At 65.3% G+C, this 22612-nt stretch carries 16 protein-coding genes, 1 pseudogene and 1 riboswitch; of the genes and pseudogenes, 6 read left to right on the top strand and 11 right to left on the bottom strand.

The annotated features are described in order from the left end of the window. From VF497_RS03355 to VF497_RS03345, 3 genes and pseudogenes are all read right to left on the bottom strand, one after another. A pseudogene (locus VF497_RS03355) lies at window positions 1-183 on the bottom strand (DUF1611 domain-containing protein); the annotation flags it as partial. Window positions 184-191: 8 nt separating this feature from the next. After that, window positions 192-2423, bottom strand: coding sequence for a TonB-dependent receptor (locus tag VF497_RS03350; protein ID WP_330886224.1), 2232 nt, complete (start codon window positions 2421-2423; stop codon window positions 192-194). Then, window positions 2420-3616 carry a dipeptidase gene (locus VF497_RS03345; RefSeq protein WP_330886223.1) on the bottom strand — a complete coding sequence of 399 codons (1197 nt, stop codon included), beginning with the start codon at window positions 3614-3616 and terminating at the stop codon, window positions 2420-2422. The genes VF497_RS03350 and VF497_RS03345 overlap by 4 nt, the downstream gene beginning before the upstream one ends. Window positions 3617-3869: 253 nt before the next feature. Between VF497_RS03345 and VF497_RS03340 the strand changes: the two genes are divergently transcribed. Continuing rightward, on the top strand, window positions 3870-4598 hold the full coding sequence (locus VF497_RS03340; RefSeq protein ID WP_330886222.1) for an XRE family transcriptional regulator: 729 nt from the start codon (window positions 3870-3872) through the stop codon (window positions 4596-4598). A gap of 16 nt (window positions 4599-4614) precedes the next feature. On the opposite strand, the gene VF497_RS03335 is transcribed toward VF497_RS03340, so the two are convergent. From VF497_RS03335 to VF497_RS03325, 3 genes are all read right to left on the bottom strand, one after another. Next, window positions 4615-5163 (bottom strand): DUF3016 domain-containing protein, encoded by a 549-nt coding sequence (locus VF497_RS03335; RefSeq protein WP_330886221.1) that lies wholly within the window; start codon window positions 5161-5163, stop codon window positions 4615-4617. 179 nt (window positions 5164-5342) lie between these two features. Next, window positions 5343-5972, bottom strand: coding sequence for a hypothetical protein (locus VF497_RS03330; protein ID WP_330886220.1), 630 nt, complete (start codon window positions 5970-5972; stop codon window positions 5343-5345). Between the two features lie 28 nt (window positions 5973-6000). Then, window positions 6001-7128 (bottom strand): InlB B-repeat-containing protein, encoded by a 1128-nt coding sequence (locus tag VF497_RS03325; RefSeq protein ID WP_330886219.1) that lies wholly within the window; start codon window positions 7126-7128, stop codon window positions 6001-6003. Between the two features lie 213 nt (window positions 7129-7341). Between VF497_RS03325 and VF497_RS03320 the strand changes: the two genes are divergently transcribed. From VF497_RS03320 to VF497_RS03300, 5 genes are all read left to right on the top strand, one after another. Continuing rightward, the gene (locus tag VF497_RS03320; protein WP_330886218.1) at window positions 7342-9264 is read left to right on the top strand and encodes a winged helix-turn-helix domain-containing protein; all 1923 of its coding nucleotides are present in this window, start codon (window positions 7342-7344) and stop codon (window positions 9262-9264) included. A 42-nt stretch (window positions 9265-9306) separates the two neighbouring features. After that, window positions 9307-9404, top strand: a riboswitch (TPP riboswitch). A 94-nt stretch (window positions 9405-9498) separates the two neighbouring features. Further along, the gene (thiC, locus tag VF497_RS03315; RefSeq protein WP_330886217.1) at window positions 9499-11397 is read left to right on the top strand and encodes a phosphomethylpyrimidine synthase ThiC; all 1899 of its coding nucleotides are present in this window, start codon (window positions 9499-9501) and stop codon (window positions 11395-11397) included. Continuing rightward, window positions 11394-13220, top strand: coding sequence for a sulfotransferase (locus VF497_RS03310; RefSeq protein ID WP_330886216.1), 1827 nt, complete (start codon window positions 11394-11396; stop codon window positions 13218-13220). Before thiC ends, VF497_RS03310 begins: the two co-directional genes overlap by 4 nt. 89 nt (window positions 13221-13309) lie before the next feature. After that, window positions 13310-14323, top strand: a complete 1014-nt coding sequence (locus tag VF497_RS03305; protein WP_330886215.1) for a DUF2333 family protein — start codon at window positions 13310-13312, stop codon at window positions 14321-14323. 28 nt (window positions 14324-14351) lie between these two features. After that, a complete protein-coding gene (locus tag VF497_RS03300) occupies window positions 14352-15968 on the top strand; it encodes an ArnT family glycosyltransferase (protein ID WP_330886214.1) in 1617 nt (538 codons plus the stop codon). A 61-nt stretch (window positions 15969-16029) separates the two neighbouring features. Here VF497_RS03300 and ppa read toward each other — a convergent pair whose 3' ends face one another. The 5 genes from ppa to groES all read right to left on the bottom strand — a co-directional run bounded on the left by ppa (window position 16030) and on the right by groES (window position 22553). Further along, window positions 16030-16578: an inorganic diphosphatase gene (gene ppa / locus VF497_RS03295; protein ID WP_330886213.1), complete on the bottom strand. Its 549-nt coding sequence runs from the start codon at window positions 16576-16578 to the stop codon at window positions 16030-16032. A 92-nt stretch (window positions 16579-16670) separates the two neighbouring features. Further along, the gene (gene mprF, locus VF497_RS03290) at window positions 16671-19298 is read right to left on the bottom strand and encodes a bifunctional lysylphosphatidylglycerol flippase/synthetase MprF (RefSeq protein ID WP_330886212.1); all 2628 of its coding nucleotides are present in this window, start codon (window positions 19296-19298) and stop codon (window positions 16671-16673) included. A 156-nt stretch (window positions 19299-19454) separates the two neighbouring features. After that, window positions 19455-20348 (bottom strand): hypothetical protein, encoded by an 894-nt coding sequence (locus VF497_RS03285; protein ID WP_330886211.1) that lies wholly within the window; start codon window positions 20346-20348, stop codon window positions 19455-19457. A 209-nt stretch (window positions 20349-20557) separates the two neighbouring features. Beyond that, a complete protein-coding gene (gene groL / locus VF497_RS03280) occupies window positions 20558-22207 on the bottom strand; it encodes a chaperonin GroEL (protein WP_330886210.1) in 1650 nt (549 codons plus the stop codon). Between the two features lie 55 nt (window positions 22208-22262). Then, complete coding sequence (groES, locus tag VF497_RS03275; protein WP_330886209.1) at window positions 22263-22553, bottom strand: co-chaperone GroES; 291 nt, start codon at window positions 22551-22553, stop codon at window positions 22263-22265. Between the last annotated feature and the right edge of the window lie 59 nt (window positions 22554-22612).

Raw genomic sequence — 22612 nt, 5'->3', positions numbered from 1 at the left:
GAGGAACGGCAGGCCCGTCGTCACGGTCGCACCGCACGACCATTCGCCGACGCAGCGTTCGCCGGCCCAGTCGCGCAGGCCGAGCGCGGTCTTCGCGTAACCCGGTTCGGTCGTATCGCCGAGGAACAACAGGTAGGGTTGCGGCAGGGCCTCGACTGTTGCTTTGCGCAAGATGGCATTCATGCAGAGACTCAGAATTTCAGGTCGAAGCCGATGCCGATCGTGCGCGGCGCGAGCGGCACGGCGTTCACCTTCAGGGCCTCGCCCGTCACCGCGTTCGCCAACAGGTTGAGAGTGGTGTAGACGCGCTTGTCGGTCACGTTCTTGGCGAAGAAGCGCAGCGTCCAGCGGTCGTTCGACACGTCGGCGTTGAGGTCTAGCGCCGTATAGCCTTGTTGCGGCAGCGCGCGCGGATCGTGCACGAAGGCGTTTTCCGTCGCGCCGACGAAACGCAACCCGCCGCCGACGCGCCCGTTCCAGCCGCCAGAGAGCGGGAAACTGTAGTCGACGATGGCCGAGCTGGTCCATTTCGGCACATTCGGCAACCGGTCGCCATCGAGGCCATGCAAGCTCGCCGCATCTTCGGTCAGCACTGCATCGGTGTAAGCGCCATTGAGGCCGAAGCGCAGACCCGGTACCGGCATGTACAGCGCCGAGAATTCGACGCCGCGACTGCGCGCCGAACCGGCGTTGGCGAGAAAGCCGAGGCTGCCCACCTGCTCGGTGATCTGCATCTTCTGCCACTCGATGTCGTATAGCGCCGCATCGAGCGAGAGACGATGATCGTCGAGCGTGCTCTTGAAGCCGAGTTCGTAGTTGGTGAGCTTGGACGAGTTGACGTAGGTCGGTATGTCCACGCCTGGCAGCGCGGGCACGATGTTCGGACCGCCCGGCGCATAGCCGCTGGCAACGCGCAGGTACAGCATCGAGTCGGCGCTCAGATGCAAGCGCGGGCTCACCGAATACGTGAACACGTTTTCCGACGAATTCTCCGCTTCATAGTTCACGCCGCCGAGCGCGCCGCCGACGGTCGGTGTGAAGGTCTGCGAGTTGCGCGCCCAGCGCACGCCGGCGGTGACGTCGAATGCACTCGTGAACTTGTAGGTCAGATCGCCGAAGCCCGCGTATTCCTTGTACGTCGACGGCATCGTGACCACTTCGAGGGGATTGAGGCCCGGGATCGGAGTGAGGTCGAACATCTGCGCGCTCGCGACCTGATCCTGGTGGGTGTTCTCGCGTGTCCAGAACGCGCCGAGCAGCCATTCGAGATGATCGTCCGGCTTGGAGACGAGGCGGAATTCCTGCGTCGTCTTGTGCAGCTGGATGCGGTAGTCGACGGCCGAAATGCCAGGACTGGGCAGACCGAACAGTGGGAAGACCACGCCGTAGACATCGCTCGCGTCGACGACGGTGCGATGTTCGGTCTGCGCGTAGCTCGTCGAGGAGACGAAGTCGGCGAAGCCGACGTCCCAGTTCACCGTGCCGTTGAAATAGCGGTCGGTTGCCTTGTACGACTCGGGTACGTAATTGTCGTCCTTGAGATCGCCGTAGATCGCTTTGAGCGTGGCCGGATCGAGCGCGGTGTACTGACTCGAGTCGGCGTTGCTCCTGGCGTCGAATACCGAGAATTTGACGGAAACGTCGTCGCTCGCCTTCCACAGCAGCATGGCGTGCGCGGCGCGCTGCCAGAACGCGTCCTGACCTTTCTCCCCGGTGCGCACGTTGTCGGTGAAGCCTGGCGAATTCTGCTGCGCGACGCTGACGGAAAGCGCGAGCCGATCGGTGATGAGCGGCAGGCTGACCGAGGCATGGCCGCCGACGCCGAGACCGTCGCCGCTCGATTGGGCGAAGGTGTCGGCGCCAACGCGGAACGAAGTCGCGTCGAGATCGGGCTGCTTGCTGACGTAGCGCACGACGCCGCCAAACGCATTGGCGCCGTACAGCGTGCCCTGCGGGCCGCGCAGCACTTCCATGCTTTGAAAATCGTAGGGCAGCAGATCGAGCATTTCGCTGGAACCGCGGCCGTAAAGACCGCTGGTGCCGAACGGCGTTTCGTCGATGTAGGTCGCCACCGCCGCGCCGGTGCCCGCCGGCGGCGCAATGCCACGCAAGGCGAGCGAGGCCTGGCCCGGCGCACCACCCGTGTTGATGAGGGTCAGGCCCGGCACGTAGCCGACGAGGTCGGCGAGCTGAGTCGTGTGTTGACTATCGAGTTGGCTTTCGTCGATCACGCTGATCGACATCGGTACGGTCTTCACGTCCTCGCTGCGCTTTTCCGCGGTGACGACGATCGTGCCGAGCTGGTCGCTCGTCGCGGTTTCCGCGTCCTCGGCGTGGGCGGCCGATGCGGTGACGAGCGCGAAGGCGATGGCAAGCGGCAACGGCGTGCGCTTGCAGAGACGATGTTCGGAGATCCGGGTCATGCTTTCTTCTCCTCGGTTTTTTTCTCGGAAGGGGGCGGCGTGCGTTTCGGTTCCTTCCAAGTCGCGCCGAGCAGGCGGCGGAAATTGCCGCCGAGCACGGCCTGGATGTTCGCTTCGCCATAGCCACGCCGGAGCAGCGCCTCGGTGAGGTCGTAGACTTTTTGCGGATGGTCGAAGCCGTCGGTGTCGATGCGGCTGCGGAACGAATAGCTCGCCTTGTACGCGGCCTTGAGCTTTTCGTATTGATCCTTGGGCATGTGGTCGTAGCCCGTCAGGTCGGAGTCGGAACCGATGCCGACATGCTCGATGCCGACGAGTTTCACGACATGATCGATGTGGTCGACGATGTCCTCGATCGTGGTCGGCTCCTTGTCCTTGACGAAGTTGCGCACGCCGGTGATGCCCATGACGCCGCCCTTCGCCGCGAGCTTTTTGATCGCCTCGTCGGTCTTCAGGCGCGGATGGTTGTTGAGCGCGCGGCAGTTCGAATGCGTGATCGCGATCGGCCGCGGCGAGAGCTCGATCGCGTCGAGCGTCGTGCGGTCGCCCGAGTGCGAGACGTCGATCAGCATGCCGGCGTCGTTCATCGCCTCGATGATCTTGACGCCGTAGTCGCTGACGCCGCCGTCGACGCGCTCGGTCGAGCCGCTGCCGATCAGGTTCTGCGTGTTGTAGGTCAGTTGCGCGCAACGCAGGCCGAGATCGTAGAAATCCTTGACGTCGGCGGGCGTGCGGAACTGGTCGGCGTTCTGCAGGCCCATGACGACCGCGATCTTGCGCTTGGCCTTGGCGCGGTCGATGTCGTCGACTCGGCCGACGAGCGAGAACACCTCGCTGTTGCGCCCGGCGAAGCCGCTCCAGGCGGCGATGAACTGCAGCGCCTCGTCATAGCTGCCGACGCCGACCGAGTTGTGGAACGCGGTGATGCCGCAATTGCGGAACATCTCCGCATCGGCTTCGCCGAGCGGCAGCGAGAACGCCTCCGGATTGAAGTCGAGTTTGAGCGGCGCGAGCATGTCGATGACGAGCGCGCGCTGCACGATGTTGGTGGCTTTCTTCGAGTATTTGCGCTTCGCCTGCGCGGGCGCGACCGGGGCCGCGCGCAGCAAGGACGGCGACAGCGACAAGGCCGCGGCGGCGGCGATCGCCTTGAGCATGCGGCGGCGCTCGGCATGGAATGTTGCACGGAGCATGATTGTCCCCAAATGGCGTGCTGGGGCGAGTATGATCCTGATTAGAGAATTGTCAATAATATTTTCTAATTAGGACAAATTGCGGTCGAAATGGAGATTCGCTCCTCGCAAATCGACTGGCCGAACGCTCGCTACGCCTGGGTTTCCTAGGCATCAGCCGCCAAATATCGAGTCCCGAAGGTTGACCCACACAGGCGGAGCGATATGCTTCCGATGTGCGAATATCCGCCGGAATGTCCTGATTGGAAAATTCGTGAAAGAAAAGGAATCGATGGACGGGAATGCGCGCCACCACACCCTCGGCGGTCTGCTGCGCGGCCTGCGCGCACGCAACGGCTGGACGCTGAAGGAGATGAGCGAGCGCACGCAGATTCCGGTGTCGACGCTGTCCAAGGTCGAGCACAACCGGCTGACGCTGACCTACGACAAGCTGCTGCAGCTGAGCCAGCGCCTGAACATCCGCATGTCGGAGTTGTTCGCCGATCCGGCCGAGACCAGCGAGGCCGCGGTGACGGCGCGACGCAGCGTCGGCCGCATGGACGAGGCCGTGCGCGTCAACACGAAGAACTACGACTACTACTATCTATGCCCGGAGCTGCGCCGCAAGCGCATGGTTCCGGTGTTCACGCGCATCCGCGCGAAGAGCGTGGAGGAGTTCGGCGAACTCGTGCGTCACTCCGGCGAGGAGTTCATCTACGTGCTCGAAGGCGCGGTGCAGGTCAATACCGAATTCTACGATCCCGTCGTGCTGCACGAGGGCGAGTCGATCTACATCGACAGCAACATGGGCCACGCCTACGTCGCGGCCGAAGGTTGCGACGAAGCGCTCGTGCTCGCGGTCTGCTCAAGCGCCGATGAGGGCCTGCTCGAATCCCTCTACTCGCTGCACGGCGACGGCGAAGCGGTGCACGCGCCGATCGCTGATTCACGCCAGCGCGTCGCAAAGCCGAGCGCCAGGCGGTCGGCTCGCGGCACGCGTTGAGTGCGGCGCAGTCCGGTCAGGACTGCTTGCGCGGGAATTCCTTGTCGAGCCAGTCGTCGAGCAGGCGCTTGTCGTAACGCAGCGGGTCTGTCGAGGTGGCCAAGGTCGCGCGCTGCAGGTAGGCCAGGTCGGTGAGCTTGCTCTCGCCCTCGCGGATCGTCGCGCCGCTCGCATCGACGACGCGGTAGCGCAGCGTCGCGCGCGGCGGATAGAGATCCTTCATGAAGCGGATATCCTGCGCGTTCGGGCCACGCCATGGCTCGAAATCGCCGGCGAGCTTGATGTCCTCGAAGGTCACCTCGAGCTTCTGTCCCGGTGGCAGGACGAGATCGGCGCGCTTGCGCAGGTACTCGGACAGCGTCTTTTGCCAGTCCGCCGGCTTCAGCCAGCCGCGCTGGAAGGAGTTGTTCTTGACCTCGGTCAACTGGTCGTTCGGCGCCCAGCTGACTTGAACGCGTTCGGGCAGCGCCTTCTTCGGCCCCGGCGCGGCACAGGCAGCAAGCGTAAGGCAGGCCGCGGCGACAGCGATCAGCGGGCGGAACATCGAGTGGCGGTACGTCTTCATGGCAAACCTCGTCGAGTGAACCAGGCCCGGATACTCTGCGGCCTGCGGGAACGATAGACAAGACGGGCAGGCGCCGGGTTTCGTCGCGGGGCGTGGGTGGCGGCACGCGGTGGTTGCCGGGCATTCAGCCTCGGACTGCGCAGCGCTGCCGCCGGATCAATCGAAGTTTGCGCCGGACATCAACGCGCGAGTTCCGGCGCATGCGCGTAGAAGCGCACCTCATGGTCGCGCCACGCGGCCGGATGGCCGGCGAAACCATGCACGAGCGTCGTGCTGCGATAGTTGCGGCCGCCGGCCTGGGTGATGTCCGGGCCTTCGCTGGCGAGTGCGGCGGGGCTTTTCATCCCGGGGCGCACGATCGCGATATGGCCGGGCTTGTCGTCGCGACGGTTCTTGTAGGCGGCGACGACGAACAGGCCGCGATTCGCTTGCGCCTGCGCCTCGGCGGCATCGCGCAACGGCCTCCAGCCGTGGCTCGCGCCTTCGCCCGCGAGCCAGTCGAACTGGGCGTTCGCGAGCAATATCTGTTTGTGCTCGGGCGGCCGCAGGATGTAGATGCCGAGCCGCTTCGCGGCCGCGGCGACAAACGCGCTGCAATGCGTGTGCTTGCCGATGCCGGATTCGGGCTTGCCATCCGGCTCGCCCAACTCCCAATGCACATGCACGCCCGCGGGCCAGTGGTGCTCGACGTCGAGTGCGTCGATGCTGGCGAAATTCTGACGCGCCTGCGGCGCAATGTCATCCGCGCGCACCTGCGACGAACTCGCGATCAGCAGCGAGAACGTCAAGCACAGCATGGCCCGTTTCATCGTCGTCTTCATCGCGAAGGGTGCAGGATCAGCGTGCACGCCGTCCGTGCCGAACGGCTGCGGCGCATATGCCGAGCAGCAGCAGGGTGAGTCCCCACTGCCCGAGCGTCGGCGCCGATGCCGCGGGTGCGGGTGCGAGGGCGACGCTGAACGCCGCATTCACCGTGCAGTTGGCGGTAATCGCATTGGTGGTGTAGGCATTGCCGCTCAGCGTGCCGCCGCAGGTGCCGCCGACGCCGGCGATCTGATAGCCCGAAGTGGGCGTGACGGTGAACGTGGCGGTCGCGCCCGAGTTGACGGTCTGCGGCGTGCTCGGCGAAATCGTGCCGCCCGCGCCGGCGCTGGGCGTGACGGTGAACGTCGTCGTCGGCGTGGCGCTGAACGCCGCGATCACCGTGCAGTTCGCGGTAACCGCATTGGTGATGTAGGTATTGCCGCTCAGCGCGCCGCCGCAGGTGCCGCTGACGCTGGCGAGCTGGTAACCCGAAGTCGGCGTGACGGTGAACGTGGCGGTGGCGCCCGAGTTGACCGTCTGCGGCGTACTCGGCGAAATTGCGCCGCCCGTGCCGGCACTGGGCGTGACGGTATAGGTCGTCGGCGCGGTGCCGCCCGTGCTGAAGCTGCCCGCAAGCGCTGCGGCGGTGGCCACCGTGTCGCCGCCCGTGTAGATCAAGGAATTGCAGAAGGTTTTGCCGCTGGGAGGATCTGTCGCCGTCGCCGAGCAAGAGGAGTCGTATTGGACGGTGATGTTGCGGTAGCCGTTGGCGGCCATACTGATAAAAGCCACATACGCCGGCTGCCCTGCCGTAACCGGCGAGGTAGTAACGTTGAGCGTGAAACCGGTGATGGTGCCGCTGGCGTCAGTGCTGACCGAGAAGAGAGTTGGTATCGAATTGGCCGGCGTATGGGTGATCACACCGTCATTGACGTTCCAGGTCTGCAGGGATCCGATCGCATCCGACTGAGTCGACTGATTCGCCGGCAGCGGGCCGACTGTGAACGATCCGGTCGTCTTCATCGCGGTCGTGTAGGGATTGGATCCCACCGTGATCTGGCCGGAATCGTAATTCCCCGAAGCGAACGTGTACGTCGCCGCCCATGTGCTCGGCGCGAAGAACATGCCCCATGCCGCACATATCGCCAAAAGCTTCCGCATTTCCATTCTCCGCTGGATGACAATTGTTTCCCGCTCAAGCGACGCCGCTACGGATGCTTCGCATGCGCGTTGTCCGCAGTCGGAGTGGTACCGGCCGTGCACTCTGCGACAGTGCATGCGGAAAAGTCCTTGCCGGTACATCCTTTTTTTGTCGTTTTTAATTCGCGACGTGCTATCCATCGCGGATTCGCAACTTGGCAGGCGGTCGCTCCCGTGGTCGCAGACAAGACTTCTCCTTCGAGCTGTACCTTCGGTCCGTTCCGGTTCGATGCCGTCGAGCGTCGCCTGCTTCGCGACGGGGACGAAATCGACCTGCCGCCGAAGGCGTTCGACGCCTTGGCCTTGCTCGTCTCGCGCGCCGGGCAACTCGTCGGCAAGGACGAATTCGTTGCCGCGTTGTGGCCGCGCAGCGTGGTCTCCGATGCGAGCCTGAGCAAGATCGTCTGGCAGGTGCGGCGCGCGCTCGACGACGATGGCGAACGCTACATCCAGACCGTACCCAAGCAGGGCTACCGTTTTGTCGCGACGGTGGCAGCGGGCTACGCCGCGGCCGGCCCGGCGCGTGCCGATGCACTGGCGTCGCTGATTGCGGATACGTCGGCACCGGTTGTGGGATCAACACCGCCCCGCTGGCGCGTCGCCTTCGCGCTCGTCGCGATACTCGCCTTTGGGCTGCTGTGTGCGTACGCCGTATGGCCGCGACGCGAGGCGGCACCGGCGGTGGCGAGCGCGTCAGCGGCGGGCGTCGCCGACGGCGGCCTGGTCGTGATGCCATTCCGTCTCGACGCCGATGCGGCAGCGGATCGCGCGTTCGCCGACAGCCTCGCCGACGATCTGATCGCCGTGCTCGCGCGCCTCGATGGCTTGCGCGTGATCGCACCGGCTTCGGCCGGCCCCACGGCCGTCGGTGATGAGGATCTGGGCGCGCTGGCGCAGCGGCTCGGCGTGCGCTACGCGCTCATCGGCGGATTGCGCCGCGACGGCGAAGCCTTGCATGCGCAGCTGCGCCTGACAGAGATCGCCTCCGGCGCCGTGTTATGGAGCCACAGTTTCGATCGCGCCGCTAGCGAGGTGTTCGCGTTGCGCCGCGAGATCGTCGAAGCGGTATCGCAGGCGCTGGCGCTGACCCTGTCACCCTCGCTGCAAGCCGAACTGCGGCGCAGCGAAGACCCTGCACTGTACCGGCGCTACCTTGAAGCACGCCACTGGCTGCGCTATGACGTGATCGACTGGCATCGCGCGGTGGCGGCGTTTCAGGCGCTGGTCGCCGACGCGCCCGGCTACGCGCGCGCGCATGCGGGCTTGGCGATGGCGCTGACCCAGCCGTCCTATCTCGATGCCGAGAGCGCTCGCACGATGCGTATCGCCGCGCTGGCCGAGGCGCAGACCGCGCTCAAGCTCGATGCGGGCTTGGCCGAGCCCTATGCGGTGATTGCCGACGACAAGTGCCGCAATGCCGAGTGGGAGCCGTGCATCGCGCTGACCCCGCGTGCGATCGAGCTGGCGCCCGCGGACACGACGCTGCGTCTGTGGCACGTGCGCCGGCTCACCACGGTCGGCTATCTCACGCGCGCACTCGACGAGGTGCGCACGGCCTACCGTTTCGATCCGCTCTCGGTTGAAGTCAATTTCATGCTCGGCCATGCGCTCGACACGCTGGGCCGGCACGAGGAAGCGGCGACCTACTTCGCCGCCGTGCCGTTCAAGCGCCAGGCCGGCGTCTGGTTCAACGCCGTCTGGCGCGGTGATGTCGCCGCGGCGCGTGCGGCCACGCCCGAGGACGCGCGCTGGCAGGCGTCGTACATCGCCGTGCTCGATGCCGTGCAGGACGCGACAAAATGGCCGGCCGCGCGCGCGGCGATCGCGCGTTCGGAAATGGACGGCCAGCACGCCAACTGGACGCGCGTGCTCGATCCCGAGCCTGACATCGCCGGCGACATCGCCATGCTCGAAGCGATCTGGCGACATGGCCAGTCGAGCATGAGCTCGATGCTGTGGAACGAGGAACTCGCCAACCACCGCCGCGATGCGGCCTTCGCCGACTATGTCGCGCGCAATCGCTTCGTCGACTATTGGCGCGTGCATGGTTGGCCGGATCGGTGCCGCGCCGAAGAAGCCGCCGTGCGCTGCCGTTGAGCGGCTCGCGCTCGCATTGCGGCCTTGCGCGTGTTTCAATTGCACATGAAGCAGGGGTGCCCGCGGCTGTTGCGGGCTGAGAGAAACCCTTGGTACCTGATCCGGGTTGTGCCGGCGTAGGGAGCTTGAAGTGGGTGTTGCGGACGCTGCGCAGGCAAGGCCACGCGCTCGCGCCGCGCGAATTCTTCACGAAAAGCCCGGCGCCGCCTCCCTTTTTGTTGAGGAGTTGAAACCATGAACGCACTCGCCGCCGATCTCGTCCGTGACACGACCGCGCTGTCGGAAACCGTCACGCGCCCGATTCCGGGTTCGCGCAAGATTTACACGCAGGGCAGTCGCGCCGATCTGAAAGTGCCGATGCGCGAGGTACAGTTGTCCGACACGCCACTCGTGTTTGGCGCGGAGAAGAACGCGCCGCTCGCGGTCTACGATACCTCCGGACCGTACACCGACCCGTCAGCGCGCATCGATCTCGTTGCCGGTCTCGCACCGTTGCGCGCGAACTGGATCGCGGAGCGCGGCGATGCTGAGACGTTGAAAGGCCTGTCGAGTGAGTTCGGCCGCCGTCGCGCCGCCGATCCGAAGCTCGCCGGCGTGCGCTTCCCGCATACGCGCGCACCGCTGCGCGCGAAGGCCGGCGCGAACGTCTCGCAGATGCACTATGCACGCCGCGGCATCGTCACGCCGGAGATGGAATACATCGCGATCCGCGAGAACCAACGCCCCGATGCGCTGCGCGATGCGGAACTGCTCCGACAGCACGCGGGCCAGAGCTTCGGCGCATCGATTCCGAGGCTGATCACTCCCGAATTTGTGCGCAGCGAAGTCGCACGCGGCCGCGCGATCATTCCGAACAACATCAACCATCCGGAAAGCGAGCCGATGATCATCGGCCGCAACTTCCTCACCAAGATCAACGCCAACATCGGCAACTCGGCGGTGACCAGCTCGATCGCCGAGGAAGTCGAGAAGATGGTCTGGGCGATCCGCTGGGGCGGCGACACGGTGATGGACCTGTCCACCGGCAAGCACATCCACGAAACGCGCGAGTGGATCATCCGCAACTCGCCGGTGCCGATCGGCACCGTGCCGATCTATCAGGCGCTCGAGAAGGTCGACGGCAAGGCCGAGGAGCTGACCTGGGAGATCTTCCGCGACACCCTGATCGAGCAGGCCGAGCAGGGCGTCGACTATTTCACGATCCACGCGGGCGTGCGTCTGCCGTTTATTCCGCTCACCGCAAAACGAGTCACTGGTATCGTCTCGCGCGGCGGCTCGATCATGGCGAAGTGGTGCCTCGCGCATCACAAGGAATCGTTCCTCTACGAGCACTTCGAGGACATCTGCGAGATCATGAAGGCTTACGATGTGGCCTTCAGCCTCGGCGATGGCTTGCGTCCTGGCAGCATTGCCGATGCGAATGATGCCGCGCAATTCGCCGAACTCGACACGCTCGGCGAACTGACCCAGATCGCGTGGAAGCACGACGTGCAGACCATGATCGAAGGCCCCGGCCATGTGCCGATGCACCTGATCAAGGAGAACATGGAGCGCCAGCTCGAGAAGTGCCACGAGGCGCCGTTCTACACTCTCGGGCCGCTGACCACCGACATCGCGCCGGGCTACGACCACATCACGAGCGCGATCGGCGCGGCGATGATCGGCTGGTACGGCACGGCGATGCTCTGCTACGTCACGCCGAAGGAACACCTCGGCCTGCCGAACAAGCAGGACGTACGCGACGGCATCGTCACCTACAAAATCGCCGCGCACGCGGCTGACCTCGCCAAGGGCCATCCGGGCGCACAGGTGCGCGACAACGCGCTGTCGAAGGCGCGCTTCGAATTCCGCTGGCAGGACCAGTTCAACCTCGGCCTCGATCCGGAGAAGGCGCAGGAATTCCACGACGAGACCTTGCCGAAGGAAGCCGCCAAGCACGCGCATTTCTGTTCGATGTGCGGTCCACATTTCTGCTCGATGAAGATCACCCAGGACGTGCGCGACTACGCCAAGGATCACGGCGTCGCGAATGATACAGATGCGCTCGCCAAGGGCATGGAGGAGAAGGCGCGCGAGTTTCGCGAGAAGGGTGGCGAGGTGTATCTGCAGGCCGGCGGCGAGCAAGCCTCGTGAGATTGCAGTTCCCTTTCATCCAGTTGCCGCTGCGCTTCGACGCGGCGGCGCTCGCTGCCGAGGTCGCCGCTATCGAGGAAGCCGAGTGGCGGCCGCATCCGCAGGGCTTTCCGGGCAACTCGGCATTGCCGCTGGTCGCAGTCGGCGGCGATGCGGACAACGATGGCCTGGTCGGAGCGATGCGGCCGACTCCACTGCTCGCGCGCCTGCCGTATCTGCAGCAGGTACTGAACTCGCTCGGCGTCGTGCTCGGGCGCACGCGCCTGATGCGCCTGTCCGGGCAGGCCGAAGTCACCGCGCATATCGACCAGGCCTACTACTGGGCCGAACGCATGCGCGTGCACGTGCCGATCGTGACCCAGCCCGGCGTGCGCTTCCATTGCGGTGACGCCGAGATCAACATGGCCGCGGGCGAGTGTTGGATCTTCGACACCTGGCGCCTGCACCGCGTGCTCAACCAGGGCGACGAGATGCGCATCCATCTCGTCGCCGACACGGTCGGCGGTGACGGCTTCTGGGAGCACATGGCGCGCTCGCGCCCGCATCACGCGAACGTACCGGGCTGGCAGGCCGAACTCGTCGCGCCGCAGGCGCAGGCTTCGCGCGAGTTGCAGTTCGAATCGGTGAACTCGCCGGCGGTGATGTCGCCGTGGGAACTGCATTCGCACCTGTCGTTCCTGTTCGGCCAGCTGCGCCCGCAACAGCCGGCGATTGCCGAGGCGCAGCAGGCAACGATGCACTTCATGCGCCGCTGGCAGGCGCTGTGGTCGCGCCACGGCGATGCGTCCGCGGGTCGAGCCGAGTTCCGTCATGTGCTCGACGAATTCGTCGACCGGATGCGCTCGTTGCGCGGCCAGTTGTTCCTGACCAACGACCTCGATTTCCACAAAGTATTGATGGTCATGGTGGTCGGCTCGGCCCTGATCGACGAGGCCACGCCCGTCATCTTCGGCGAGCCGCGCGATGCGCCACGCAGCGCGAAGTCTCCGCGCGATGCCGAATTCGACCGGCCCGTGTTCGTCGTCTCACCGCCACGCTCGGGTTCGACCTTCCTGTTCGAAACGCTGACGCGCGCGAAGGACGTCTACACGATCGGCGATGAAAGCCACGGCCTGATCGAAGGCATCGGCGTGCTGCATCCACGCGCGCGTGGCTTCGCTTCCAATCGTCTCGATGTCGACGCCGCGGGCAGCGATGTGGTCAAGGAACTGCGCGCCCGCTTTTGTGCCGCGTTGCGCGATCGCGATGGCTCGCCGCCAACACAATGGCCGCTGCGCCTGCTCGAGAAGACGCCGAAGAATTCGCTGCGCATTCCGTTCCTCGCCAAGGTCTTTCCCGAAGCGCAATTCATCTATCTGCATCGCGACGTGCGCCAGGTACTCGCGAGCATGATCGAGGCATGGAACTCGGGGCGCTTTCGCACCTATCCCAATCTGCCGGACTGGAACGGCCTGCCGTGGTCGCTCCTGCTCACGCCCGGCTGGCGCGAGCTCAATGGCAAGCCGCTGCACGAGATCGTCGCCTCGCAGTGGCAGGCGGTGACGCAGGCCCTGCTCGACGACCTCGCCGCATTGCCGCGCGAGCGTGTGCACGTCGCGCGCTACGATGCGCTGACCGCCGATCCGGCAGCGGAAATCTCGCGCCTGTGCACGGCCGTCGATTTTGCCTGGGACCGGCCGCTCGAAGCCGAATTGCCGCTGTCGCGCTACACCGTGTCGAAACCCGATCCGGAGAAATGGCGCAAGCACGAGGCGGCGATCGAAGCGGTGCTGCCGGGCTTGGGCGAGACGATCGCGCGCAGCGCCGCGTTCGCCGCGCGCTGAACGGCTGCCTCTCGACTGCATCGGCAAGCATGCAAGCGCCACGTGCTTTGCGGCACAATGCAGTCCCGCGAGACCAGTAAGGAGGCTCCATGAACGCGACTCCGACTCCGCGCGCCGGCGGACGGCGCTACTGGCTGCGTGGCGTGGCTGTCATCTTCGCCCTGTACGTGATCGTCGTGCTCGCGCTGATGTGGTGGTGGAGTTACGAGCCCGCCCAGTTCGACGTGGTCAAGTTCGCTCAGGAACGCTCCGCGCAGCACAACCAGCCTGTGGCTGCCGGCAGCGTCGTCACCGCGACCCTGATCGGCAGCGCCGAAACGCTGCTCGACAAGCGCGGCGGTTATCTCTCCAACGACAAGTTCCCGCCCGGCGTGTTGATGGACAACGTGCCAAACTGGGAATTCGGCGTGCTCACCGCGACGCGTGACCTCGCGCGCGAGATGCGCAACAAGTTCGCGCGCTCGCAGTCGCAGTCGGAGGAGGACGGCGATCTCAAGGAGGCCGACCCGCTGTTCTCCTCGCCGAACGACCGCTGGCTGCTGCCGAGCTCGGAAAGCCAGTACCGCAAGGCGATCGGTCACGTCGAGAATTATTTCGTGAAGCTCGGCAAGAACGATCCGAACGGCGCGCAGTTCTACGCGCGCGCAGACAGCCTCGCCGACTATCTCGATCTTGTCTCCACTCGTCTCGGTTCGCTGTCTCAGCGCCTGTCGGCGAGCGTCGGCCAGTTGCAGTTGCAGGGCGAGACGCCGGCCGGCACGGCGTTGATGCAGAACGCCCAGGGCCAGCAGGTGGTGAAGACGCCGTGGGACAAGATCGACGACATCTTCTACGAATCGCGCGGCTACACCTGGGCGCTGCTCGAGCAGCTCAAGGCGATCGAGGCCGACTTCGGTCCGGTGCTCGAGCGCAAGGGCGCGATGGTGAGCCTCAAGCAGGTCATCCGCGAACTCGAGGAATCGCAGAAGCCGGTGTGGAGCCCCGTGATCCTCAACGGCAGCCCGTTCGGCTTCTTCGCCAACCATTCGCTGGTGATGGCCAACTACGTGTCGCGCGCGAATGCGGCGATCATTGATCTAAAGAATCTGTTGAACAGGGGCTGATGGCAGACCGCCATCCGATTGAAAATCCGTGAAGAAGCTTTTTGCCGACTGGCGCTTTTACTGGTTCCTGATCCTGCTGCCCGCCGCGCTGTTCCTGCCGGCGATGCCGATCGACGAGACGCGCTATCTCACCATCGCCTGGGAGATGCGCTCGACCGGCGACTGGCTGCAGCTGCATTTGAACGGCGGTCCGTACGCGGACAAGGGGCCGCTGCTGTTCTGGCTGATCAACCTGTCCTGGCTTGTCGGCGGCATGCACGTCTGGATCGTGCGTCTGGGCGTGCTCGCTGCGTCGCTTGCGTCGTTATTCCTGTTCGAGCGCCTCGTGCTGCGTCTGAGTGCGGACGCGGTGTTGGCCAGGCGCGCAACGGTGCTCTTTTCCGGCGTCATGTTCTTCGCCGTATTCGCGAGCGCGATCATGTTCGACGTCGTGCTGACGGTGTTCGTGCTGATTGCCCTGCATGGTCTCGCCGATTTCGATGAACGGCGCTGGGGCCGCGGCATCGCGGTGCTCTCACTCGGCCTGGGCCTGGGCTTGTTGACGAAAGGCCCCGTCGTGTTGCTCGATGTCGTCTTCGTTGCGTTGTTTGCGCCGTGGTGGAGCGACACCGCGTGCGCGCAAAAGGGACGCTGGTACGGCGCGCTGCTGGCCGGCATCCTCGGCGGCGTGCTCGTTGCGCTGGTCTGGGCAATTGCCTCGTTTGGTCTGGTCGGCTTCTGGAACGCAATCGTGCTGAAGCAGACCGCCGGCCGCATCGCGAATTCGTTTGCGCACGCGCGGCCGTTCTGGTGGTACTTCATGGTGCTGCCGGTGATGATCCTGCCGTGGATATTGAGTCTGCGCGCTCCGTGGAGCGCATGGCGGCCGCGCATCGCGGCGGACAAGGCCGTGCGTTTCGGCGTCGTCTGGTTTGCGCCGGCGTTTCTCGTTTTCTGTTTTTTCATCAGCGGTAAGCAGCCGCATTATCTGCTGCCGCTGCTGCCGGGGCTGACGATCTATGCGGCGCGCGTACTCGGTGATGGCAACGCGCAGGTGCGCGGCCGCGCGTTCGGCGTACTGCTGCTTGCCGTCGGCATCCTGCTCGCTGCGGCGCCGTGGCTGGTAGAGCACGCAGGCAGCTTTTCGCCGACCGAGCAGCATGTCATTGCCGGCATTTGGCCATTGTGGGGGGCACTCGTCGCGCTGATCGGCGCTTTCCTGCTTGCGCATCCGCGTGTACATACGCAATTGCCTGCACTTGCGCTGGCGAGTGCAGGCGCGGCGTCGCTGGGCATGCTGGCGATCGCGCAGACGGTCGGGCCGACCGTCGACGTGACCGCCGTTGCGCAGCGCATCCGCGCAGCGCAGGAAGCGGGCAAGCCGATCGTGCACGTGGGCAACCATCATGGCTTGTTCGGCTTTCCCGGACGTCTGACCCAACCGTTCGAAAAAGTGGAATTGGGTAATTTGTATACTTGGTGCGCCGCGCATCCGGACGGCGAGGTGATCACCATCTACAGCAAGTACGGCGTGCCGGCGAAGCCCGAGGCGGAAGTGCCGTGGCGGCTCGGCCGCATCCTGATCTGGCGCGCGGCCGATCTGTGCAGCGCACCGCATATCCAGCCGCAGGGCAAACCCGAGGCGGACGATACGCCCGACGACTGACGCCCGCGGCGCCGGTGAGCCGGGCATCGGCGGCGGCCTGGCAAGGTCGCCGCATGGGCGATCAGAACTTCGGCTTCTCCGGCGACGCTTCGTAGCGCTTCACGCCTTCGAGGATTTCCTTCTTCGCCGCCTCGGCGCCTTCCCAGCCGTCGATCTTGACCCACTTGCCCTTCTCGAGGTCCTTGTAGTGCTCGAAGAAGTGGCCGATGCGCTCGAGCCAGTTTCCCGACACCTGGCCGATGTCGGTGATGTGCGCGTAACCGGCGAAAACCTTGGTCACCGGCACGACGACGAGCTTCTCGTCGGCGCCGGCTTCGTCGGTCATCTTGAGCATGCCGACCGGAGTGCAGCGGATCACCGAGCCCGGCACGAGCGGCAGCGGCAGGATCACGAGCGCGTCGAGCGGATCGCCGTCGCCGCCGAGCGTGTTTGGCACGTAGCCGTAGTTGCACGGGTAGCGCATCGGCGTGGACAGCACGCGGTCGACGAAGATCGCGCCCGAGGCCTTGTCCACTTCGTACTTCACCGGGTCCGCGTCCTTCGGAATTTCGATGATGACGTTGATTTCGTTCGGCACGTCCTTGCCGCTGGATACGAGGTCGAGGCCCATGTGCGCTCCTTGATGATGCTTGTCGAGGCCGCGCAGGATACGCGAAATGATGCAGTGCCGCATCCGGACTTTCGGGCAGGCCGGCCAACCGTTCAGCGCTTGAACAGGAAGCGCCCGTACCCGCCCGCGACCAGCGCGGCGATGTCGATCAACAGACCCGGTACCCAGGCACCGCGCGGGTAGGCGAGATACGAGCCGATCCACTCCGGCTTGAACTTGTCCTTGTATCTTCGTACACCTTGGTAATTGTATAAATTGTTGCCATAGCGGAACGCGAGCGAGGCGAGGCGTTCGTTGATGCGCGCGTACGGGTTGTCGCCGACGCGCGAAAGCGGCGCCATGCCGAGGCTGAACGACGGATAGCCCTGCGCCTGCGCCCAGAGCATGACCTTGGCGAAGAGGAAATCCATCGTGCTGCGCGGCGCGTCGCTGACGTGGCGCATCAGGTCGACGCTGGCGGTGCCGTTTGACCCGTAGCCGGGGACGAAGTTGGCGAAGGCGATCAGCTTGCCCGCGCGGCGCACGAGTGCAAGTGCGCTCCAGTCGAGATAGTCGCCGTCGAAGCGGCCGAGCGAAAAACCTTTTTCGACCGAGCCCTTTTCGGCGAGCCAGGCGTCGGACACTTCGCGCACTTCCGCGATCAGGCCGGAGTCGTGCGGCGGAGCGACCATGTCGAACGTGAGCTGTTCCTTGGTTGAGCGGTTGACCGCTTGGCGCAGGTCCTCCCAGCGTTTGCCGGCGAGTGAGAATTCGTCGAGCTTGACGATCGCGAGCTCGCCGAGCTTGAACAGGTCGAAGCCGGCGTCGTGGAAATGCGAGAGATCCGGTTCGAGCACTTCGTAGAAGATGGGCACGCGGTCCTGCGCGTCGGCGTGGCGACGGAATTCGAGAATGGCCTGGTCGATCGCGCTCTCCGGCCCGCACGGCGAGCCGAGCGCGACGAGGCGGTTGCGCACGCTGCCGTAGGCGACGACGGCCTTGTGGTCGGCGGCCCAGAACAGATGCTTGTCGCGCATGAAGGTGAGATGCGCAAACTCGCCGCCGCCGTGCGCGCGGTAGATCGCGCGCGCCTGCTCGAGGTCGCCACGATTCGGCAGCGAGAGTTCCGGCCGGCGCACGGCGAAGAACTGCCAGATGAAATAGACAACGAGGCCGAAGCCCGCTGCGACGAGGCCGCGGCCGATGCGCGAGGTGTGTTCGCCGAAACCGATGTAGAACAGGTCGAACGAATCGTCGCCGAGCACCTGCGCGGCGCCGATCGCGAAGAACACGAGCACGCAGGCGGCGAGGCCGGCGTACCAGCCGGCCGAGGTCATCGCGCCCAATGTCATCGCGCGCCGCGTGAACGCGCGCTTGCGCGTACGCAGCAGCAGTGCGACCGCGAGCAGGAACAGGGCTTCGCCGAAATGCAGGCCCTTGGTCACCGCGAGGCCCGCGCTGATCAGCAGCAGCCACATGGTCAGGCGATAGGCCACGCGCAGGCGGCCGTCGATACCTCGCGCGAGCCCGAGCAACAACACGCCGGTGAGGATCGAGAACCAGCTCGCGCCCTCGACGAACAGGATCGGCAGATGCTCGCGCACGACGTTGACGTGTTCGATCACCGAGGGCATCGCCGCGGAGGCGAGCAGCAGCGCGCCGGCGAGGAAGGTCAGGATCGCGACGATGCGCGTACCGAAGTCGGCGAGCAGCACCGCGGGCAGGCCGAGCAGGCCGAACAGCGGATGGCTGGAGAGGCGCGTGCGCAACCGCGCGAGCGCCTGCGAATTCTGCGTGAACATCTCCGAGCCGACGTAGAGCCCGGCGAGCAGAGGCAAGAGGTAGTAGGCGAGGCGGAACAGCAGCAGGCCGGAAACGATCACGGGTGGGTCGTAACCGGCCTCCTTCAGCGCGATCAGGATCAAACCGTCGAACACGCCGAGCCCGCCCGGCACCTGGCTCGCGAGGCCGAGCACCGATGCACCAGCGAATGCGCCGAGCAGCAGCCCGCCCTTCACATGCGCGCCGGAAATCCACAGGCAGGCCCAGAGCACGGCGGCGGCGAGCACCCAGTCGAGCAGTGACACCGCGAGCAATTCGAGCCTCAGGCGCAGCGGCGGCAGGCCGAGATCGTGCGGCAGCCAACGCATCAGCGAGCGGCGTGTCGTCAGGAAGAAATACAGCGGCAGGTACAGCGCGGCGGCGGCAAGCACGAGGTAGGCGATCGTGCGCTCGGTCGTGCCCGCGGTCAGCGGCAGCGAGCGCGTCGCCAGCGTGAACACGACGAGCAGCGACAGGCCGAGCGGCAGCGACAGCGCCTGCATGCCGATCAGTGCCGCCGCGCGCGGCAGGTGCACCTTGTGCGAAGTCAGCCCCATCAGGCGGATGCCGGCGCCCATCGCGCCGGACAGGTTGAGCGTGTTCGCCAGCGCGTTGGCGACGAAGGACAGGCGCAGATAGTCGCGCCAGTGCAAGCCGAGTCCGAGCCAGTGCCCGATCAGTCCGTCGACGAGTCCGGTGAAGGCGACCGCGAACAGCGCGAGCAGGGCGATGGCCAGCGCCGGCAGCGTCGGCACGTCGAGCAGGGTGCGCTGGATCTCGGGCAGATCGAATTGCGTGCCGACTTCGCGCCACAGCAACCAGCCCGTCACCACGAGGAACGCCAGCGGCACCAGCCAGCGCAGGCGTGCGAGTATGCCTTGCGGTGCGGAATGGTGGGCGGTGTTGCCGGGGTCGGTCATCGGCTGCGACGGTAGTGCGGGATGCGCATTATCGCAGGCAATCGCCCGGGCGAGTCAGCCCACCGGTCTGCATCGGGATTTGTCTGCGCCGCAGGCAAAAGCCGCGTGCCAGTTCGCCGGCGTGGCGAAAATCTTTCGGTGCGATTCGCCGCGTTCTTAGCCCAGCCGCTGCGCGATCGCTTCGACGAACGGCCGTGCCGCACCCTTCGCCTGGGCGAAGAACAGCGAGGGTTCGGTCAGCTCGAGTTCGAGCACGCAGGGCTTGCCCGCGCCATCGAGGATCAGGTCGACGCGCGCGTAAAGCAGCGGTTTCTCGAACGGTATCTCGGCGAGCGCGTCTGCAGCCACGCGCAATTCGTCGGCCGTCGGCGTGCGCGGCGTGATGTGCTCGGCGGCGAACAGTGCCCGCGTCGGCCCTTCACCACGCTTGAGCAGCGGTCCCTTGCGGATCGCGTGGCTGAAAACGCCGTCGAAAAAGATCAATGCGGTCTCGCCGTGCTCGTCGACGCGATCGAGATACGGCTGCAGCAGCACGCTGCGCCCCGCATCGAGCAGGCGCTGCGCATGCGCGAGTGCGGTGGCGTGTTCCTCGCGCCCGTAACGCTGCGCATCGCGCGAGCCCGCGCCGACGCTCGGCTTGACCACGAACTCGCCCATCGCGTGCTTGTGCAGGAAGCGGTCGAGCAGGGTGGCCGCGTCTTCGCCAGGCTCGATGAAGTGGCTGGCGACGCTCGCCACGCCGGCGCGCGCGAGGTCGCCGAGGTAGTGCTTGTCGGTGTTCCAGCGGATCACGTCGAGCGGATTGACGAGGCGCGTCGCGCGGCTCACACGGTCGGCCCAGTCGAGGAATTCGTGCAGGCGCGTCGTGTAGTCCCAGGTCGAGCGCAGCACGGCGAGGTCGTAGCGCGACCAGTCGATGCGCGCGTCGTCCCAACTCACGATATCGAAGGGCAGGCCGTATTCGTGCAGCGCATAGGCGAGCGGCGACAGGTCTTCGTCGAGATCGCGCGCAGCGGCGGCGGTGACGAGGGCGAGGCGGGGATGGGTCATATCGGTCGTTCGAGCATGTTCGGGTGTGCGAGTGTGAAGCGGATCATGCAGGGCCTCAAGCGGATCGCGCGTGGCGGCAAATGCCGCGTCTTGTTCGCGATGCCTGTCGCTTCCGCCATCCGTGTATGCAAATGCCGCCGGATGAGTCCGCGAAAAAAAACCCCGCATTGCTGCGGGGCTTTTTTGACTTTGAAGCGAACGAGGATTCCTTAGAAATCCATCCCGCCGCCCATGCCGCCCATGCCACCGCCCGGCGCACCGTGGTTGTGGCCTTCGTCCTTCTTCGGCGCTTCGGCGACCATGGCTTCCGTCGTGATGACGAGGCCGGCGATCGACGCGGCGTTCTGCAGCGCGGTGCGGGTGACCTTGGTCGGATCGAGGATGCCGAACTCGACCATGTCGCCGTACTCGCCGTTCGCGGCGTTGTAGCCGTAGTTGCCCTTGCCGGCGGCGACCTTGTTGAGGATCACGCTGGCTTCTTCACCGGCGTTGGTGACGATCTCGCGCAGCGGCGCTTCCATCGCGCGCTTGGCGATAATGATGCCGTGGTTCTGGTCTTCGTTGTCGCCCTTGAGCTTCTTGATCGCGTCGAGCGCACGCACCAGAGCGACGCCGCCACCCGGCACCACGCCTTCTTCCACCGCCGCACGCGTGGCGTGCAGGGCGTCTTCGACGCGCGCCTTCTTTTCCTTCATTTCGACTTCGGTCGCGGCGCCGACCTTGATCACCGCCACGCCGCCGGCCAGCTTGGCCACGCGCTCCTGCAGCTTCTCGCGGTCGTAATCGGAAGAGGTCTCTTCGATCTGCGCCTTGATCTGCGCGATGCGCGATTCGATCGCCTTGGCATCGCCGGCGCCATCGATGATCGTCGTGTTCTCCTTCGAGGAGACGATCTTCTTCGCGCGGCCGAGATCCTTGAGCGTCGCCTTCTCGAGCGAGAGGCCGACCTCTTCGCTGATGACCTGGCCGCCGGTGAGGATGGCCATGTCTTCCAGCATCGCCTTGCGACGATCGCCGAAGCCCGGCGCCTTCACGGCCGCGACCTTGACGATGCCGCGGATGGTGTTGACGACGAGAGTCGCCAGCGCTTCGCCTTCGACTTCTTCCGCCACGATCAGCAGCGGCTTGCCGGCCTTGGCCACGCCTTCGAGCACGGGCAGCAGTTCGCGCACGTTCGAGATCTTCTTGTCGTGCAGGAGGATGTACGGATCTTCGAGTTCAACCTGCTGCGACTGCTGGTTGTTGATGAAGTACGGCGAGAGGTAGCCGCGGTCGAACTGCATGCCTTCGACGACGTCGAGCTCGTTCTCGAGGCCCGAGCCTTCCTCGACCGTGATCACGCCTTCCTTGCCGACCTTGTTCATCGCTTCGGCGATGATGTCGCCGATGTTGGTGTCGCCGTTCGCCGAGATCGTGCCGACCTGGGCGATCGACTTGTTGTCGGCCGACGGCTTGGACAGGTTCTTCAGCTCGGCGACGGCGCCGATGACAGCCTTGTCGATGCCGCGCTTGAGGTCCATGGGGTTCATGCCCGCGGCGACGGCCTTGAGGCCTTCGCGGATCAGCGCCTGCGCGAGCACGGTCGCGGTCGTGGTGCCGTCACCGGCGACGTCGGAGGTCTTGGAAGCGACTTCCTTGACCATCTGCGCGCCCATGTTCTCGAACTTGTCGGCCAGTTCGATCTCCTTGGCGACGGACACGCCGTCCTTGGTGATCGTCGGCGCGCCGAAGCTCTTGTCGAGCACGACGTTGCGGCCCTTCGGGCCGAGGGTGGCCTTGACCGCGTTGGCCAGGGTGTTCACGCCGCGCAGGATCTTGGCGCGCGCGTCTTCACCGAAACGAATCTCTTTAGCTGCCATTGTCTAATTCCTCAAAAAAATCTGGATTTGTCTGCCGGGGATCAGCGGTCGCCGATCAACCCTCGATGATCGCAACGAGGTCTTCCTCGCGCATGACGAGCAGTTCCTCGCCATCGACCTTGACCTCGGTGCCCGAATACTTGCCGAACAGCACCTTGTCGCCGGCCTTGACCGCGAGCGGGCGCACGTTGCCGTTCTCGAGAATCTTGCCCGCGCCGACCGCGATGACCTCGCCCTTGATCGGCTTTTCGGTCGCGGTGTCGGGAATGACGATGCCGCCGGCCGACTTGGTTTCGGCCTCCAGGCGCTTGATGATCACGCGATCATGCAATGGACGAAGCTTCATAAGCGTATCCTCAACTGATTGAAAAAACTGAAAATTTGTCCGGATTGTTAGCACTCCGG

It is taken from the genome of Rudaea sp. (genome assembly GCF_036383415.1).
Lineage (GTDB): Bacteria > Pseudomonadota > Gammaproteobacteria > Xanthomonadales > Rhodanobacteraceae > Rudaea.
This window is presented reverse-complemented; position numbering and strand designations above follow the sequence as displayed.

Excerpts from the sequence above, each read along its gene's own strand:
- VF497_RS03350 (WP_330886224.1), bottom strand. The coding sequence starts at position 2,423 with ATGACCCGGATCTCCGAACATCGTCTCTGCAAGCGCACGCCGTTGCCG.
- VF497_RS03345 (WP_330886223.1), bottom strand. The coding sequence starts at position 3,616 with ATGCTCCGTGCAACATTCCATGCCGAGCGCCGCCGCATGCTCAAGGCG.
- VF497_RS03335 (WP_330886221.1), bottom strand. The coding sequence starts at position 5,163 with ATGAAGACGTACCGCCACTCGATGTTCCGCCCGCTGATCGCTGTCGCC.
- VF497_RS03330 (WP_330886220.1), bottom strand. The coding sequence starts at position 5,972 with ATGAAACGGGCCATGCTGTGCTTGACGTTCTCGCTGCTGATCGCGAGT.
- VF497_RS03325 (WP_330886219.1), bottom strand. The coding sequence starts at position 7,128 with ATGCGGAAGCTTTTGGCGATATGTGCGGCATGGGGCATGTTCTTCGCG.
- thiC (WP_330886217.1), top strand. The coding sequence starts at position 9,499 with ATGAACGCACTCGCCGCCGATCTCGTCCGTGACACGACCGCGCTGTCG.
- VF497_RS03305 (WP_330886215.1), top strand. The coding sequence starts at position 13,310 with ATGAACGCGACTCCGACTCCGCGCGCCGGCGGACGGCGCTACTGGCTG.
- ppa (WP_330886213.1), bottom strand. The coding sequence starts at position 16,578 with ATGGGCCTCGACCTCGTATCCAGCGGCAAGGACGTGCCGAACGAAATC.
- mprF (WP_330886212.1), bottom strand. The coding sequence starts at position 19,298 with ATGACCGACCCCGGCAACACCGCCCACCATTCCGCACCGCAAGGCATA.
- VF497_RS03285 (WP_330886211.1), bottom strand. The coding sequence starts at position 20,348 with ATGACCCATCCCCGCCTCGCCCTCGTCACCGCCGCCGCTGCGCGCGAT.
- groL (WP_330886210.1), bottom strand. The coding sequence starts at position 22,207 with ATGGCAGCTAAAGAGATTCGTTTCGGTGAAGACGCGCGCGCCAAGATC.
- groES (WP_330886209.1), bottom strand. The coding sequence starts at position 22,553 with ATGAAGCTTCGTCCATTGCATGATCGCGTGATCATCAAGCGCCTGGAG.